We start from the raw sequence: 15,452 nt of genomic DNA, 5'->3' as shown, positions 1-15,452 counted from the left end.
CGTCTCCGCCTCTCCATCGACGACGAGGGAGGTGCTGTCAGAACCCTTCACGCCGTATCCGCAGCCGCATACCGTCCATTGAGCCCCCGAACCCACGAGAAGAGGAACCTTGCCCCACCACTCCAACGGCTACATCTCCGTGCTCGCGCCGGACGTGAGGCGCACTCCTGTCCGCTACCGGAACCGGTACGGCATCGAGATCGCGGCCGACCTCTACGTCTCCACCGAACTCGATTTGACGATCCAGCGGGCTGGCGTCGTCATCGGCCCACCGCACGGCGGGGTCAAGGAGCAGGGTCCGAGCGTCTACGCGCAGCAGCTCGCGCAGCGCGGCCTCGTCGCCCTCGCCTTCGATCCCTCGTACAACGGCGAGAGCAGCGGCGAGCCCCGGCACCTCACCTCTCCCGAGCTGTTCGCCGAAGACTTCAGCGCCGGCGTCGATCACCTGGGAGCCCTTCCCTACGTCGACCGCGACCGGATCGGGGTTCTCGGGATCTGCGGGAGCGGCGGATTCGCCCTCAGCGCCGCTCAGGTCGACACCCGCATCAAGGCCGTCGTGACTTCGGCCATGTACGACATCAGCGGGATCTCACGCGACGGCTGGCAGAGCTCGTCCACCGACGACGATCGGCGCGAAGCCCTCGAGTCGCTCGCGGAGCAGCGCTGGCGCGACGTCGACAGCGGCTCGGCCGCACTCTCCCCTGCTTTCCCCGACGCCTACGAACCGGACGCACTCGATCCGATCACGGCGGAGTTCCAGGAGTTCTACGTCACCGATCGAGGGCACCACGAGAGATCGATCGGCGCGTTCACGATCACCAGCAGCGTCGCGCACGTGAACTTCGGTGCGCTGCGTCATCTCGCGGACGTCGCACCGCGCCCGATCCTGTTCATCACGGGAGACCGGGCGCACTCCCGATACTTCACGGACGACGCCCTGGCGCAGGCGACCGGGCCGACGTCGCTGGTCGTGGTCCCCGGGGCCCGTCACATCGACCTCTACGACCGGACCGATCTGATCCCGTTCGACACGATCAGCGGTTTCTTTGAGAAGGCGCTAGGCCAGCCCTCTTCCGCAACGATCAGGCCGTGATCGGCGCGGGCTCGAGCTGCGCCAGGAACGGGCTGCGCTCGGCCTGCGCCGGGTACCCGGCGACGTCGCGCACGCACTCCGGGCACCAGTGTCCCGCTCGGAGGATCAGGCGCGGGCTGCCTGCGAACCGGTGCCCGAACGCGCACTCCCATGAGAGCGCGGTCGTGACGTCCCCGGTGACGACGACGTCGGTGAGCAGTCGTCCTCCGCGGTGGCGGGCGACCTCTCCGAGCAGCGGTCCGTCCCACTCCGCGGTCGGGAGCGACTCGTCGTAGCCGTGGTCGAGGAGCGTCGGGACGCGGCCCGGGCGCGGCGGCCAGAACGTGTCCCAGCCTCCGATCGCCTCGCGATCAGCGGGCGAGCCGAAGTAGGCCGCCACCGCCTCGAGGTCGCCGCGCCGGACGTAGTCCATCGTTCCGCGGTGCCGCAGGGTGAGCGGCTTCATCACGAGGTTCTTGACGAGGCCCGCCGGCAGCCGGCCGGCTACCCGCAGGGCCGGATTCGCCGCGACTGCGCGCCGCAGGGCGTCCTCCGGCGTGTCCTGCCGGAACGGCACGAGCTCGTGCAGGCGGTCGGAGTCGGTGTACCAGTGCCCGTGGAAGTTGCGGGTCGCGAACCAGTCGCGCTCGTACCAGCCGCGCACATCGCGGACCCCGAGGGCACGCGAGATGCGCAGCTGCATGTCCCAGTTGGTCAGGCGCCAGGCGTCCCCTCCCCCGATGTTGTGGATCCCGCCCCACAGCTCGTCCGGAACGTCGCGCTCGGAGACCGCGATCGCGAGTCGCGCGGCGTCCTCTGCCGAGACCCACTCCATGACCCCGCCGAGCGTGGAGTGGGTCATGATCGGGTCCCGGATCTCGAGCATGCCGGGGTGGAGGATGCCTGTCTGGCGCAGCTGCACCCACTTCGGGAGCCCGGAGTCGACGAGCTCCTTCTCGGCGATCACCTTGCTCTGCCCGTACTCGTCGTAGTGCGAGACCCGCAGCGGATCCCCGACCCGGCCCCAGTGGTGCGGGGGCGTGCGGTCGCCCGTCTGCGCGACCGTGCCGACTCCGACGACGGCGATACTCGAGGGGTCGGCCTGAGCCCGGACCGCGCGGATGATCGTGCGGATGCTGCCGACGTTGATCCGGTGCGCCAGCTCGGGGTGGTCATCGGCGAAAGGCGAGACGACAGCGCCGATGTGCAGCACGACGTCCGCTCCGCGAACGCAGCGCTCGACGGCGGGGTAGTCGGTCATGTCGCCGAAGACGACCTCGAGGTTCTCCATGTCCTCGTACCTCCGGATCACAGCGAGGTCCTTGGGCGTCGGGAGGACGAGCGCGACGACCTCGAAGTCGTCCGCCCGCTCGCGGAAGGCGTCGAGGACGCGGCGCCCCCAGTTGCCCGCGGCTCCGGTCAGGAACACACGTCGGCGGGCGGTAGTCCTGCGGGTCATCGAGTGTCCGATCCTGAGCGAGGGGCGGCCGCTCGGTCGAGCGCACCGAGGAGCAGGTCGACGCCGTCCGCGAAGAAGGGGGTATCAGGCCGATCGAGGAACCCGTGCGGTGCCTCCGGCACGACGGAGTAGTCGACGGTCACTCCCGTGTCGCGGAGTCCGCGGGCGAACGCGGCGCCCGAGGCGCGGAGCGTGTCGCGGTCGGCGTCGATCATCGTCGTCGGCGGCAGACCGGCCAGGCGGCCGTCGCCGGGGAAGACCGGGCGCGGTGCGTCACCGGCGTAGTTCGCGTTCATGCGCCTGACCAGCCTCGGACTGAACTGGGTGAAGGAGTGGCGTCCCCGGGTGCGGGAGCGCAGGGCGGCGTCGATCGGGGGCAGCTCGGCGTGGAAGGTGCCGTAGGCGAGCACCAGCCGGGCGGGCGGCGTGGCGTCCTCGTCCCGGAGCCGCATCGCGGCGGCCGCGGCGAGGCAGGCGCCCGCGCTCGCACCGCCGAGGACCACGGGCTGCGCGGCCGAGGCGGCGATGCTCGAGAAGGAGTCGACGAGGTCCTCCATCGGCACCGGAGCGCGGTGCCCCCGGGCCGATGCGCGGCGGGACGGCGGGAGGAACCATGAGAAACGAGGCGCCAGGCGATAGTCGACCGAGACCACCTCATGACCCGCCGCCGCCGTGCTTGCCGCGACGGCGTGGGCCTCCAGCTGGTCGAGACCGCCCCAGGCGAACGCTCCGCCGTGCGCCCAGACGAGCAGAGCGGAGTCGCCCCGCGCCACGCGCCCGCGGTAGCGCCGCACGGGGATGCTCCCGTGCCGGCCGATGACCTCGTCCTCCGTCACCTCGACGGAGGCGGGCACCTCGAACGCGGCGCTCACGCAGGCACCGGGTCCGCCGTGCTCAGCGCCATGAGCTGCTCGAGCGCCTCGGGCGGGAACGCGCCGCCCGTGAACGCGACGAACTGCTGCATCGGCATCGACTCGACCATCTTCAGGCCGTCCTCGTTCGCCTCCGCCTCGCGGGCCTGCTCCTCGCTCATTCCCGCCGCCAGGCCCTGCCGCAGGGCGGGTCCGACGACCGGGTGCGCGAACCACTCTCCGACCGTCGAGTCAAGGGTCAGCGGACGCACCAGCACGTCTCCGGCGAGCACGATCGCCTTCTCAGCCACGATCCGCGAGGCGTTCTCGCCGATCTGGACCGCGTACTCGCCTCCGGGCACGATCCAATCCGACTGCTCGATGTCCCAGTACGCGAACGCGCGCCGGTCGAGCTCCAGCGACACCGTCCGGGACTCGCCCGGCCGGAGGCCGATCTTCGCGAAGGCGCGCAGCTCCCGTCTCGGTCGGCGCACCGGTCCGGCGTCGGTGGAGACGTAGACCTGCACGACGTGCCGGCCGGCGACGGCTCCGGTGTTGGTGACGACGAGCTCGACCCGGGCGGAGTCGTCTCCCGTCTTCTCGACCAGGAGGTCAGACGTGGCGAAGGCCGTGTAGCCGAGGCCGTGGCCGAACGGGTAGCGGACGGGAGCGGCGGCCGTCTCGTAGTGGCGGTAGCCGACCATCACGCCCTCGCCGTAGCGGACGTGGCCCTGCTCCCCGGGGAAGGTGTGCACGCTAGGGGTGTCCTGCAGCCTCAGCGGGATCGTCTCGGCGAGGCGCCCGGACGGGTTCACCACTCCGAAGAGGAGATCGGCGATCGCGGATCCGCCGGCCTGGCCGAGCAGCCAGCCCTCGAGGATCGCGTCGACGTCGTCGTGCCAGCCCTCGAGCGACACGACTCCGCCGTTCGAGAGCACGACGACGGTGCGAGGGGCCGCCGCGGCGACCGCGCCCAGCAGCTCGACCTGCGCAGCCGGGAGCTCGAGGGAGCTGCGGTCGAAGCCCTCGGACTCCTCCCTGTCGCCGAGTCCCGCGAACACGATCGCGATGTCGGCGCGAGCGGCGACCTCGACCGCGCGCGTGCGACGCTCGGCCTCGTCCGGATCGTCGGCCCCGACGAGGAAGCCGTCGGCGTACTCGACGGTGGTGCCGCGCTCATGGGCCAGTTCGCGGATCGCGTCGAGCGCCGTGTCGACCCGGGTCGGGGTCAGATGCGAACTCCCCCCACCCTGGAAGCGCGGCTCGGCGGCGAAGGCGCCGATGACCGCCAGGCGGGGAGCGGAGTGCAGCGGCAGGACACCGGCGTCGTTCTTGAGCAGCACGGCCGAGTCCGCGGCCAGACGGCGCGCGAGTGCGTGATGGCCGTCGACGTCCACCCCTCCGCTGGGCTCGTGGGGTAGCTCGGTGAGTGCGAGCACGCGGCGCACCACCGTGTCGACGGCCTCCTCCGACAGCCGCCCGGAGCGGACGGCGTCGACGATCCGCTGATCGGTGGCACCGCCGCTCGCCGGCATCTCGAGATCCATGCCCGACTCGACGCCGGCGACGCGGTCGCTGACCGCGCCCCAGTCCGAGACGACCGCGCCCTCGAAGCCCCATTCGGTGCGCAGCACGTCGGTGAGCAGCCAGCGGTTCTGGGAGGCGTAGGTGCCGTTGACCTTGTTGTACGAGGCCATCACGGTCGCCGGCGCGGCCTCCTTCACCACCCGCTCGAAGGCGGGGAGGTAGATCTCGCGCAGCGTGCGCTCGTCGACGTCGGCGCTGATGCGCATCCGCTCCGTCTCCTGGTTGTTGGCCGCGAAGTGCTTCACGGACGCTCCGGGGCCGACCTCCTGCATCGCCGAGACGTGCGCGGCACCGAGCACTCCCGACAGGAGCGGATCCTCGGAGTAGTACTCGAAGTTGCGGCCGCAGAGCGGGGAGCGCTTGATGTTCACGCCCGGGCCGAGCACGACGGCCACGCCCGCAGCGAGAGCCTCCCGACCCACCGCGGCGCCGACCTGCGCTGCGATCTCGGGATCCCAGCTCGAGCCGACGGCGACCGCGGGCGGGAAGCACGTGGACGGGAGCGCGTCGTTGATGCCGAGGTGATCGGCGGGGCCGTCCTGCCGGCGGATGCCGTGAGGGCCGTCGGTGAGAAGGATCGAGGGGATCCCGGCCTCGTCAAGGGCCTTCGTCGTCCAGAAGCCACCGCCCGACAGCAGGGACGCCTTCTGCTCGAGAGTGAGGGTGCTGATGTCGTGGCTCATGCGGAGGCTCCGTCGGTGTCGGCGGTGAGGGCGCCGGCGAGCTCGACGCGGAACTCGGCGGAGGCACCGGGGATGTAGTCGAGCAGGGTGGTGATGGGCATCGCGGCCGCTTCGGGCGAGGCGCCGTCGAGCGGGACGCCGGGGTAGTTGCGGCCGAAGACGTCCAGGAAGCGGCGCCAGGCCGAGGGGTCGGCGGCGACCTCGCCGAGTGTCGAGCTCAGATCGAACGACGTCGGGCCGGCGGGACGCTCGACGGCGTAGGTCCAGCGGTGCTCCCCCGGCTCGACGTGCAGCGCGGCGGATCCAGGATGCAGCGGGAGAACGACCTCGGCCGAGGTGCCGCCCGGCACCCGCACGGTGACGTCCATCTCGTCGTCCGCGAGGCTCCAGGCGACGAGGACCTCCCCGTGCACGGTCGTGTGACGCAGAGTCGCCGAGGTCAGACCCCCTCCCGGCTGCGGCGCGATGCGCATCCTCCGGTACCCGGGCTCGATCGCGCTGAGTCCGCCTATGGTGCGGTGCATCCAGTCGACGACGGCGCCGAGGGCGTAGTGGTTGAGCGAGGTCATCCCGGAGGGATTGAGCGTGCCGTCGGGTCGGATCGAGTCCCAGCGCTCCCAGATCGTGGTGGCGCCCTGCGTGACGGGATAGAGGAAGGACGGGCAGCCCTTCTCCAGCAGCATCAGGTACGCCTCGGCGAGGTGTCCCGTGGACGACAGAGCGTCGGTGACGAGCGGAGTCCCGGCGAACCCGGTCGAGATGCGGTACCCGGATCGCGCGACGATCGCCGCGAGCCGGTCGCCCGCGTGCTGCCGCTGGTCGTCGTCGAGGATCCCGAACGTGATCGCGAGCGCGTACGCGGTCGCGGTCTCGTTCACGACCCGGCCGCGCTGGGAGACGTACTCGTCGAGGAACGCCGTGCGCACCCGCTCGGCCAGGCGCGAGAAGTCCTCCGCGTCCTCCGTGCGCCCGAGGATCCGCGCGGTGTCGGCGGTCTCGCGGGTGGTGCGGCAGAGGTAGGCGGCGGCCACCAGGTGCCGGTCGGTCTTGCCGCCGGCGGGGTTGTCGTCAGGGGCGTCGGGATCGAGCCAGTCGCCGTACTGGAATCCGCTGCTCCAGAGCCCGTTCTCATCGAGCAGGTCGGCGACCTGGCGGAGGAAGGCGGTCATCGAGTCGTACGCCTCGGCTAGGATCCGCTCGTCTCCGTACTCGCGGTAGAGCGCCCAGGGCAGGCTCACGGCGACGTCGCTCCAGAGCGCCGTCGGCGAGGACGGCGTCGAGAGCACGTCCGGGACGACCCACGGCACGTACCCCTTCTCCTGCTGCTCCACCGCGAGGTCGCGCAGCCACGATCCGAGGACGCCGCGCACGTCGTAGAGGAACGCGGCGGTCGGCGCGAAGGCGTTGATGTCGCCGGTCCAGCCGAGCCGCTCGTCGCGCTGCGGGCAGTCGGTGGGCACGCCCACGAAGTTGTCCCGCATCGACCAGACGGCGTTCGAGTGCAGCCGGTTCAGAAGTGGGTCCGACGTCTCGAGCCAGCCGGTGCGGATCATGTCGGAGTGGATCACGACGGCGCGGAGGGACTCGGCGGTGAGCTCTCCGGGCCAGCCGTCGACCTCGACGTACCGGAACCCGTGGAACGTGAAGCGCGGCTCCCACGTCTCGACCTCCCCTCCGCGGAGGGTGTACCGATCGGTCGCCGCCGCGGTGCGGGTCGTCTCGAAGTCGGCCTCTCCATCGATCACAACCTCGGAGTGGCGCAGTACGACGGTCGTGCCGGCCGGCCCGGAGACACTCACGCGCACCCAGCCGGAGATGTTCTGACCGAAGTCGACGACCGTGCGCCCCGCCGGAGTCGTCAGGACCTCGACCGGAGCCAGCTCCTCAATCCGCCGAATCGGGGGTGCGATCGGGTCGACCAGCGCCTCGGTGGGCCAGTCCAGGACCTCGACCGCGCTCCACGAGGAGTCGTCGAAGCCGGGGCCGTCCCAGCCGAGCGGTTCGAGCCGGGCGTCGAATTCCTCGCCGTCGTAGATGCTGTTCGCCCGCACCCCGCCCTGGGCGGCGCGGAAGCCGTTCCCGCTCGCGATCGTCTCGAGGCGGCCGTCGGCGTACTCGAGCTCGAGCTCGAGCCACGCGGCGGGCCGGGCGGAGTAGTGCCGACGCTTCTCCTCCCAGCCCAGGCGCCCCACCGCCCACCCCTCTCCGAGGACCGCGCCGAGAGCGTTGGCGCCGACCTCGATCCGGTCCGTGACGTCGTGGCTGCTCACCACGAGGCGGTGGCGGTACGAGGTCCAGCCCGGCGCCAGCACTTCGTCGCCGACCACCGCGCCGTTGAGGTGCGGCTCGACGAGTCCCACGGCGGTGGAGCGGAGCGTCGCGCGAACGGGCCGCTCGGCGACGTCGAACGAGCGGCGGAGGTAGGCGGCGGGCTCGCCGGCGTCCCCGGTCGAGGCGACGGGGGTGATGAGGACTGCGGTCACGGAGGACTCCTGTGAAGTGAGGAACGGGATCAGCGGACGGAGCGGACGCGCATCACGACGAGCCCGCCGAAGACGGTGAAGGCGGCGGCGATGATGTACAGGAGCGTGTAGTTCTTCTCGTCATCCCCTGCGGCCCCGATCGCCAGGAAGAGCGGCGCGACGAAGGGAGCGACGGCCTGCGGGATCGAGACGGCGAAGCCGATGATCCCCATGAACCGACCGGCGGCGGTCGCCTTCTCGGGAAGCACGTCGAGGATCAGCGCCTGGTCGACCGCGGCGAACATGCCGATACCGACCGAAGTGATGAGCGATCCGGCAATGAGGACCGGAACGTCCGACGCGAGAGCCATCACGACGGCGCCGATCGCGAAGAGGACCGCGCCGCCGAGGACGAAGGTGCGTCGGCGTCGGAGGCGGTCCGAGAGGAACCCGCCGCCGATGGCGCCGAGCGTGGTGGCGAGGATGCCGAACAGTCCCAGCGTCGCGATGATCGGCGCGACCTCGGTCACGTCGACGCCGAGCCGCGAGGCGAAGAAGAACGCCGTGAAAGTGGTGTTCAGCGTGAGGCCGAAGTAGAAGAGGAAGCGCCCGAGCCACACCCACGAGAAGTCGGGGTGGCTGCGCGGGTCGTAGAGGTACTTGCTGAACAGGGTGCCCAGCGAGAGGCGCTCGTCGAACCGCACGCCGCGGGTGTCCGCCTCTCTCGTGAAGAGCACGAAGAGCGTCACGAAGACGACGCCGACCACTCCGGGGAGCAGGAAGAGCAGGAGCGGGTCGCCCGCGACGCTGCCCGCGATCACGACTCCGAAGACGGGGGCGACCTGGGTCGCGAAGCCGGTCAGACCGGCGACCTTGCCGCGCTGCGTCTCGGACAGCTTGTCGGCCATCGACGTCTGCAGGTTCTGCAGCACCTGGCCCCAGCCGACCTGGGCGAGGATCCAGCCGAGGCCGAGCAGGAGCACGGTGGGCGCCGTGGCCATGACGAGCAGCGAGACGACGCCGACGAGCATGCCGACGATCATGATCGGGCGGCGGCGCCCGATCCTCGTCCGCATGCGATCGCTCAGCACGCCGAAGAGCGGAGCCGTCAGCATCACCACGAGCGCTCCCGAGCCGGTGATGTACCCGAGGTACTCCTCGCGGCCGGGGGCGAGCGTCGACAGGCGGATCGAGAGCGAGATCGCCAGAGGGGTGATGAAGGCGACGAAGACGCCGAACTGGCCGAGCACCTGGAACCAGATGTAGGAGGTGCTGGCCTTCCCCTCGACCGGGGCCTCGGTGCGCAGCACCTCGTCCGAGGCCGCCGGGACCGGAGGGATCGGCTGCGGGGCCGGGGGCGGGGCGGCGGGAAGATCGCCGGGATGTGTGGCCATGAAGGACTCCATTGTCGAGAAATGCCGCGAAGGTAGCACTAGCGCGAGCTAGCTGACGAGAGAGTAGCTGAGCGTTGCTAGCGCGCGCAAGCGACTCGCGAACACTCACTGGACGAGGGCTAGCGCGCACAAGCGATACCCTCGTCAGCGAGACGGAGGCAGACCGCAGCATGACGAGCACAGCACCCGCACGGCGCGTGACCGCGGTCGACATCGCCCGCGAGGTCGGCGTCTCGCGCGCCACGGTCGGCTTCGTGCTGAACGACACCGCCGGGCAGACGATCTCGGAGGCGACCCGCACGAAGGTCCTGGAAGCCGCTCGGCGCCTGGGCTATCGCCCACACCTCGCCGCCCAGGCTCTCGCTAGCGGACGGAGCAGGATCGTCCTTCTCGTTCTCCCCGACTGGCCGATGGAGTACAGCATGCGCCGCCATGTCGACGAGGCGTCGACAGCTCTCGACGAGGCCGGCTACTCCCTCGTCACGATGACCCCCCATGCGGGCGGCCGCGCACGACCGCTCTGGGAGACTCTGCAGCCGGACGTCGTGATGGGCATGACGCCGTTCTCCCGGGAGCGCTACGAGGAGATCCGCGCCGCCGGCGTCCCCGCCGTCATCCCCTCCCCCGACGACGCACCCCGGAACGACGACCTCTCGTTCAGCGACGGTCCCCGGCTCCAGGTCGAGCACCTGGTCGCCCAGGGGCACCGACGCCTCGTCTTCGCGTCCTCCCCCGACCCTCGACTCGTCGACCTGGTGTCCTCGCGGTACGCGGTGGCCGCTCGAGCAGCCCGCGAGCACGGCCTCGACCTCCTCGACCAAGCAGAGGTGGAGTCCACCCCGGTCGCCGAGCTCGTGTCTGAGTGGCATCGAGCGGGAGTGACGGGCGTGATCGCGTACAACGACGACATCGCAGCCCTGGTCGCCGGAGCCGCGATCAGGAGCGGGCTCGCCCTCCCCGACGACCTCGCAGTCATCGGACACGATGACTCCCCCCTCGCGCAGATGTTCGTCCCCTCGCTGACGTCGGTCCACGTCGACGACGCAGGCCTGGGCCGATACTTCGCGGAACTCGCCCTCAGCGCGGCGGCCGGAACACCTCCGCCTGCCCGCAAGTCGGGGCCGCAGATCTCGCTCGTGCTCCGGGAATCGGCGTAGCCGCGTTCCGGCTTCGTGAGGGAGCCCGACCCCTCGCATTCCAGCGCACAGGACCGGCGGAAGTGCTCGGGCGAAGCGGGCGACGACGCTCCGGATGGGATCCGACTCCTTTCCGTACTGCGGTCGGACCGAGCTTGATTGCCGTCACTCGCTGCGCGCGAAGCAGATGGCCCGCGACACGCGGAACACGGTCGCGGCCGAAGGGGTCCTCAGTCCATCGAATCAAGCCGCTGCGCCAGCCACGCGCCGTTCCGTCCGGCCCTCGACGTGCGGATCAGACGGATACGTCGAGTCCCCAATATCTGCCGTGCAACGTGACGACGATGCGGGAGTCGGGGAGCCAGGTCGCTCGCTCGAATCCGCCGCTGTCCCTCAGCACTACTGAGAACCCAGCCGCCCCTGCTTGTGCTCTCACCGCCTCAAAATCGAGGACCGCGACCTGGTGGTCCTCTGTCCGCACCGCCAATCGCTTCTCACCGAGCTGCACGGGTACCCCCTTGGGGAGCGCCCAGCTGAGCAGGACCCCTTCGCCTTCGAGCCGGAGGTCCCAGTGGAGCGTTCGAGCGTGATGCTCGATGAGGATGAAGCGGAATCGCTGATGGCAGCCCCCGTCGTGTCGACCGCCGCAGCTGAGAGTGAGTGTGACGCTTCCGTGCGCAACGGATGCGAATCAGTCCCACCAGTTGGGCTCCCGAGCCCGGACGGGTCGCGGCGCCAGTGACCTCGTGCGCCCGAGGCTTCCAGCTATCCGTCTGTTCTCACCAAGGCGAACGAGGAGCGACGCGCTTTCGCGACGCCGTCCCTGCTCAGGGACCAGCGAGGCCAGAGGAACCGGCAACAACCGTTTCCGGGACGCTAGAGGCAGAGGCGCCAGGTGAACCGGACACGCCGTTCGCTTGCGTCCCGAAACCCCGACCCGCAACCAAATCGTGCCAGAACGCTTTCACACCCGTTCTCGGGATACGCTGGCCACGGCGGGAAGGGATCATGTTGAGCAGCATCGTGGGCTACGCCCGTGTCTCCCGCCGCGACCAGAACCCGGCGGCTCAGGAAGCTGAACTCCACGCCGCAGGTGCGGTCCGGGTCTTCGTCGATCACGGGGAGTCGAGCCGGATTGCTGATCGGCCGCAGTGGCTCGCGTGCCTTGACTTCCTGCGCGAAGGAGACATTCTGCTCCTTCGCCGTCTCGATCGACTCGGCGGAACCGAGCGGATCGTGATCGAGACGATCAACGACCTCGAACGCCGGGGCGTGAACATACGGAGCCTCACCGAGCCGCTGATCGACACGACGACGTCGATGGGACGGTCACTGTTCGGCATCGTTGCCGTCTTCGCACAACTGCGAGTGGACACGATCCGACAGAACACTCGGCTCGGTCTAGATCATGCACGCTCTCAGGGCCGCGTCGGTGGCCGCCCGTCGGTGATGACCTCCGCTCGTCTGCGCGAAGCGCGACGGATGCGCGAGGCCGGTCGCAGCTTCGCCCAGATCGCCGAGGTCCTCGGAGTCGGCAAGTCCTCCGTCGCCCGCGCGCTCGGCAAGGAGACGCCGCAGACGGCCGAGCCCGAGCGGCGGGTCTTCTTCCGTGACGTCAAGCCGTACGAGATCCCCGGCACGCTGGATGAGCTGATCGGCCCATCGACAGGGCTCCTCGAACTGCCCCATCACATCTACTGGGGACCCGACTCGACCGTCGATCTCGACACAACGGGCGGCGTGACGAAGGCCTACCAAGCGCTGCTCAACGAGGGCACTGCGACGGACCAAACCGCACTGCTGAATCGCGAGATCCTCCTCGCCGTCTGGCCCGTCCTGACTCTCCCCGACCGGGTTCGGCTCCTGTGGGAGGACCGATTCCCCGAGCTCCTCGGCGAGGGCCGGGAGCGCAGCGTGCTTCCGATCGGGGCCGGACCGGTGAGCAGCGCCGGGTGAACTGCTCCTCGCTCGGCGCGGGCGGTAGATGCCGATTCTGCGACAGCGTCGACCGCGTCCCCTCACGTCGGCAAGGATCGAACCTGACATGGGCAGCCGGAACGAAGACCTTCAGCGCGAGATCACCCGCGCGGCGCTCGACGCACTCGAGGGCACCGCATTCGCTCTCGCCGGCTCCGGTGCCATCCGAGAGCACGGCGTCATCGACCGAGTGACCGAGGACGTCGACCTGTTCACCTCGAACACCGACCCCGGAGAGTTCCGCCGTTCCCTCGACCTGGTGCGCGCCGGGCTGCGCGATCACGGGTACTCGCTCGTCGAGTCCGCGTCACGGAGCAGTTCGCCCGCCTTCACGTTCGCACCTCGACCGGCGAACAGGTCGACGTCGACCTCGGCATGGACTGGCGCGACACCGAGCCGGTTCGTCTTCAGGTCGGCCCCGTCCTCAGCCTCGACGACGCGATCGGCAACAAGGTCAGCGCCCTCTACAGCCGTGCCGAAGCCCGTGACTTCCTCGATGTCGATTCCATCCGCGCATCCGGGCACTTCACCGACCAGCGACTCCTCGTCGCGGCACGCGAGCGCGACCCCGGATTCGACGCCGCGATGTTCGCTCAGCAGCTCGACCGCGCAGTGCGACTCACGCCCGATCGTGTCGCCGAGTACGGAGTGAACGAGACGGAACTGGAAGGCATACAGGCCCGCTTCCAGCAGTGGGCGGCTCGCATCCGTCGCGACCTCCATTTTGACCAGACCGACTCGCCCGAGCATCGACGCGGCCTCACGTTCTGAGGACGGAGCTCCGTCGGAGACCACGAAGACGGCAGGGCGACCTACTGCTTCATCGTCTCGCCATCGTGCTCGATGAGACGGTCATCGGATTCGTCACTCACCTCTAACCCGCCAGCCCCCGGCTCTCCACCAAGGTCGGTGGAGCCGACCACAGGAGTCGTGTCAGCATTCCCCGGCGCCCGAAGCGCCTGACGAACGACCGCCGTGGCCACGCCGAGCCGTTCCGCGATCTCCGCCTGTGACGCCTGCGCCGACATGCTCACGATCGCGGCGGCTGCATCTTCCCGAGCACTGGCGGTGCGCTCATCTGCACGCGCCTGAAGCTTCCGGATCTCCTCGTTGAGCTCGGCAAGGACCTCGTCCTCACGTTCAGAGGCAGTGAAGTAGTCGGCCGCGAGGCTCTCGAGCTTCTCGTTCCGCTCGCGAAAGGCGGCGGCCCGCTCGCGCGCCCTCTTTCGCGCATCGATTTTCACCGCGGCCTTCGTTCGTCCAACAGCCATCGAGCCAGTTCCTTCCACACAGAACACCGAGCGAGCACACTCAGACGTACGCGCGGGAACCTGACCTGCGGAGCACGGTACACGGAGACGACGCCCTCCCCCTGAACCGCCGGTCATCTCATGCTCTGCTGAGTGATCTGGCGCCGGGAATCGAGGCCGTGCACCGGCGCCTTCACCCGATGTCCGCAGACGAAGGTTCATGCGATACCCGCGCTGATCCACTCTCCGGCCGCCGAGCTAAGTTCCACCGCCCGTGTCCGCGAGCTATGTGCCACGAGCACCATCCGCGAAGCACGACCGCAGGGACGGCCGGAGGCTACGGAGCGGTCTGCGCTCGACGTGCAGCCTCGGCCTGGTGACGGTACAGCGTTGCTCGGCTCCAGCCGACGAGACGAGCAGCGTCCACAGCGGTTCGTCCTCGAGCTCGGGCATCGGTGACGATCGCAAGCTTCTCGGCGATCACCGCCGGATCCGAGAGAGGCCGGCCGAAACGAGTCCCACTCGCACGGGCAGCGGCAATACCGGCGTTGACCCGCTCGACAATCAGCTCCCGCTCGTACTCCGCGAGCGTGGCGAGCATGTTCAGCATCAGCCGGCCGGTCGACGTCGACGGGTCGATGCCGTCGGAGATCGACCGAACCTGCACGCCGGTCACCGTCGACCGTCTCGCGAGCGGCCTCATCCGCGGCGCCCTCCGCGAGGCGAAGAAGCAGAACCACGTGCTCTTCATCGCCGAGACCGAGGGCGAGGCCGACGCCCTCGACGAGGCGGTCGACGCGCTCACCGACCGGCAGGTCGACGGCATCATCTACGCCGCGACCCGACCGCACGCTCTGCAGCTGACGCCCCGCGTGGGCAGCACGCCCGTCATCATGCTCAACGCCGTCGCCGAGAGCGCGCTCGACTGCGTGCTCCCCGACGAGCACGCCGGAGCGAAGGACATCGTCGACCTCCTGCTGGACGCGGGGCACTCGGAGGGAGTCGTCGTCGTCGGCCGCTCCGTCGATCAGCCGGACGACGAGTGGCTCACCCTCGCCGTGAGGCGTCGTCTCGACGGGATCTGGGAGTCGCTGCGTGCGCACGACGTCCGTCCGATCGCGCAGCTGCCCTGTCAGCCGTGGTCCGTCAAGGCGGGATACGAGGCGGTGCGCGACCTCCTCGCCGCCGGCGTCACCCCTCACGCACTCGTCTGCCTGAACGACCGGCTCTCCTTCGGGGCCTACCGCGCGCTGGCCGAAGCGGGCCTCACCGTCGGCCGGGACGTCGCCGCCGTCTCCTTCGACGACGACGACATCGCCGTGTACCTGCACCCGATGCTCACCACGGCCGCCGCGCCGTTCGAGGAGATGGGCGCCCTGGCCGTCCGCCTGCTCCTCGACGACCAGCACGAGCCCGGAGAGCACCTCGTACCGATGCCCACGCGCGTGCGCGACTCCGTCCACCTGACCCGGGCGCGGGCGGCCGAGCTCCAGAAGCGGAACCCCGAGCCGGACTGGACCCGCTGACACGCGAATCCCGGACGCGCGTTCCCTCCGTCGGGGCGAGGGCGCGAGAGTGTCG

12 protein-coding genes and 1 pseudogene are annotated in these 15,452 nt (G+C 70.0%); 5 read left to right on the top strand and 8 right to left on the bottom strand.

Annotated features, from left to right (window positions below; all coding sequences use genetic code 11):
* Window positions 1-109: 109 nt before the first annotated feature.
* Window positions 110-1,093, top strand: coding sequence for an alpha/beta hydrolase (locus LRG51_RS13935; RefSeq protein WP_230673260.1), 984 nt, complete (start codon window positions 110-112; stop codon window positions 1,091-1,093).
* Here LRG51_RS13935 and LRG51_RS13930 read toward each other — a convergent pair.
* Genes LRG51_RS13930 through LRG51_RS13910 form a run of 5 tightly spaced genes read right to left on the bottom strand, consistent with a single transcriptional unit; the run spans window position 1,083 to window position 9,508 of the window.
* Complete coding sequence (locus LRG51_RS13930) at window positions 1,083-2,531, bottom strand: NAD-dependent epimerase/dehydratase family protein (protein ID WP_230673259.1); 1,449 nt, start codon at window positions 2,529-2,531, stop codon at window positions 1,083-1,085. The genes LRG51_RS13935 and LRG51_RS13930 overlap by 11 nt on opposite strands.
* On the bottom strand, window positions 2,528-3,403 hold the full coding sequence (locus LRG51_RS13925) for an alpha/beta hydrolase fold domain-containing protein (protein ID WP_230673258.1): 876 nt from the start codon (window positions 3,401-3,403) through the stop codon (window positions 2,528-2,530). The genes LRG51_RS13930 and LRG51_RS13925 overlap by 4 nt, the downstream gene beginning before the upstream one ends.
* Window positions 3,400-5,652 carry a glycoside hydrolase family 3 C-terminal domain-containing protein gene (locus LRG51_RS13920; RefSeq protein WP_230673257.1) on the bottom strand — a complete coding sequence of 751 codons (2,253 nt, stop codon included), beginning with the start codon at window positions 5,650-5,652 and terminating at the stop codon, window positions 3,400-3,402. The genes LRG51_RS13925 and LRG51_RS13920 overlap by 4 nt, the downstream gene beginning before the upstream one ends.
* A complete protein-coding gene (locus tag LRG51_RS13915) occupies window positions 5,649-8,135 on the bottom strand; it encodes an alpha-L-rhamnosidase (protein ID WP_230673256.1) in 2,487 nt (828 codons plus the stop codon). Before LRG51_RS13915 ends, LRG51_RS13920 begins: the two co-directional genes overlap by 4 nt.
* A gap of 29 nt (window positions 8,136-8,164) precedes the next feature.
* Window positions 8,165-9,508, bottom strand: coding sequence for an MFS transporter (locus LRG51_RS13910; RefSeq protein ID WP_230673255.1), 1,344 nt, complete (start codon window positions 9,506-9,508; stop codon window positions 8,165-8,167).
* Between the two features lie 170 nt (window positions 9,509-9,678).
* Between LRG51_RS13910 and LRG51_RS13905 the strand changes: the two genes are divergently transcribed.
* Entirely contained in the window at window positions 9,679-10,665 is a 987-nt protein-coding gene (locus LRG51_RS13905; RefSeq protein WP_230673254.1) for a LacI family DNA-binding transcriptional regulator, read from the top strand.
* 274 nt (window positions 10,666-10,939) lie between these two features.
* Here LRG51_RS13905 and LRG51_RS13900 read toward each other — a convergent pair whose 3' ends face one another.
* The gene (locus LRG51_RS13900) at window positions 10,940-11,242 is read right to left on the bottom strand and encodes a DNA polymerase ligase N-terminal domain-containing protein (RefSeq protein ID WP_329958746.1); all 303 of its coding nucleotides are present in this window, start codon (window positions 11,240-11,242) and stop codon (window positions 10,940-10,942) included.
* A 410-nt stretch (window positions 11,243-11,652) separates the two neighbouring features.
* Between LRG51_RS13900 and LRG51_RS13895 the strand changes: the two genes are divergently transcribed.
* Window positions 11,653-12,600, top strand: coding sequence for a recombinase family protein (locus tag LRG51_RS13895; RefSeq protein ID WP_230673253.1), 948 nt, complete (start codon window positions 11,653-11,655; stop codon window positions 12,598-12,600).
* Between the two features lie 396 nt (window positions 12,601-12,996).
* Window positions 12,997-13,392 (top strand): nucleotidyl transferase AbiEii/AbiGii toxin family protein, encoded by a 396-nt coding sequence (locus LRG51_RS13890; protein WP_230673252.1) that lies wholly within the window; start codon window positions 12,997-12,999, stop codon window positions 13,390-13,392.
* Window positions 13,393-13,433: 41 nt separating this feature from the next.
* Here the strand turns inward: LRG51_RS13890 and LRG51_RS13885 are convergent, their stop codons facing one another.
* Both LRG51_RS13885 and LRG51_RS13880 read right to left on the bottom strand, forming a co-directional pair.
* A complete protein-coding gene (locus LRG51_RS13885) occupies window positions 13,434-13,892 on the bottom strand; it encodes a hypothetical protein (protein WP_230673251.1) in 459 nt (152 codons plus the stop codon).
* Between the two features lie 316 nt (window positions 13,893-14,208).
* Window positions 14,209-14,541: pseudogene (locus LRG51_RS13880) on the bottom strand (recombinase family protein); the annotation flags it as partial.
* On the opposite strand from LRG51_RS13880, the gene LRG51_RS13875 reads away from it, so the two are divergent.
* Window positions 14,471-15,397, top strand: coding sequence for a substrate-binding domain-containing protein (locus LRG51_RS13875; protein WP_329958739.1), 927 nt, complete (start codon window positions 14,471-14,473; stop codon window positions 15,395-15,397). The pseudogene LRG51_RS13880 and the gene LRG51_RS13875 overlap by 71 nt on opposite strands.
* Window positions 15,398-15,452 lie beyond the last annotated feature (55 nt).

Origin of the sequence: Rathayibacter sp. Leaf248, assembly GCF_920939495.1 — a bacterium.
GTDB classification, from domain to species: Bacteria; Actinomycetota; Actinomycetes; order Actinomycetales; family Microbacteriaceae; genus Rathayibacter; species Rathayibacter caricis.
This window is presented reverse-complemented; position numbering and strand designations above follow the sequence as displayed.

Coding starts and splice junctions, on each gene's coding strand:
- LRG51_RS13910 (WP_230673255.1), bottom strand. CDS start 9,508: ATGGCCACACATCCCGGCGATCTTCCCGCCGCCCCGCCCCCGGCCCCG.
- LRG51_RS13895 (WP_230673253.1), top strand. CDS start 11,653: ATGTTGAGCAGCATCGTGGGCTACGCCCGTGTCTCCCGCCGCGACCAG.
- LRG51_RS13920 (WP_230673257.1), bottom strand. CDS start 5,652: ATGAGCCACGACATCAGCACCCTCACTCTCGAGCAGAAGGCGTCCCTG.
- LRG51_RS13905 (WP_230673254.1), top strand. CDS start 9,679: ATGACGAGCACAGCACCCGCACGGCGCGTGACCGCGGTCGACATCGCC.
- LRG51_RS13930 (WP_230673259.1), bottom strand. CDS start 2,531: ATGACCCGCAGGACTACCGCCCGCCGACGTGTGTTCCTGACCGGAGCC.
- LRG51_RS13885 (WP_230673251.1), bottom strand. CDS start 13,892: ATGGCTGTTGGACGAACGAAGGCCGCGGTGAAAATCGATGCGCGAAAG.
- LRG51_RS13875 (WP_329958739.1), top strand. CDS start 14,471: ATGTTCAGCATCAGCCGGCCGGTCGACGTCGACGGGTCGATGCCGTCG.
- LRG51_RS13890 (WP_230673252.1), top strand. CDS start 12,997: ATGGACTGGCGCGACACCGAGCCGGTTCGTCTTCAGGTCGGCCCCGTC.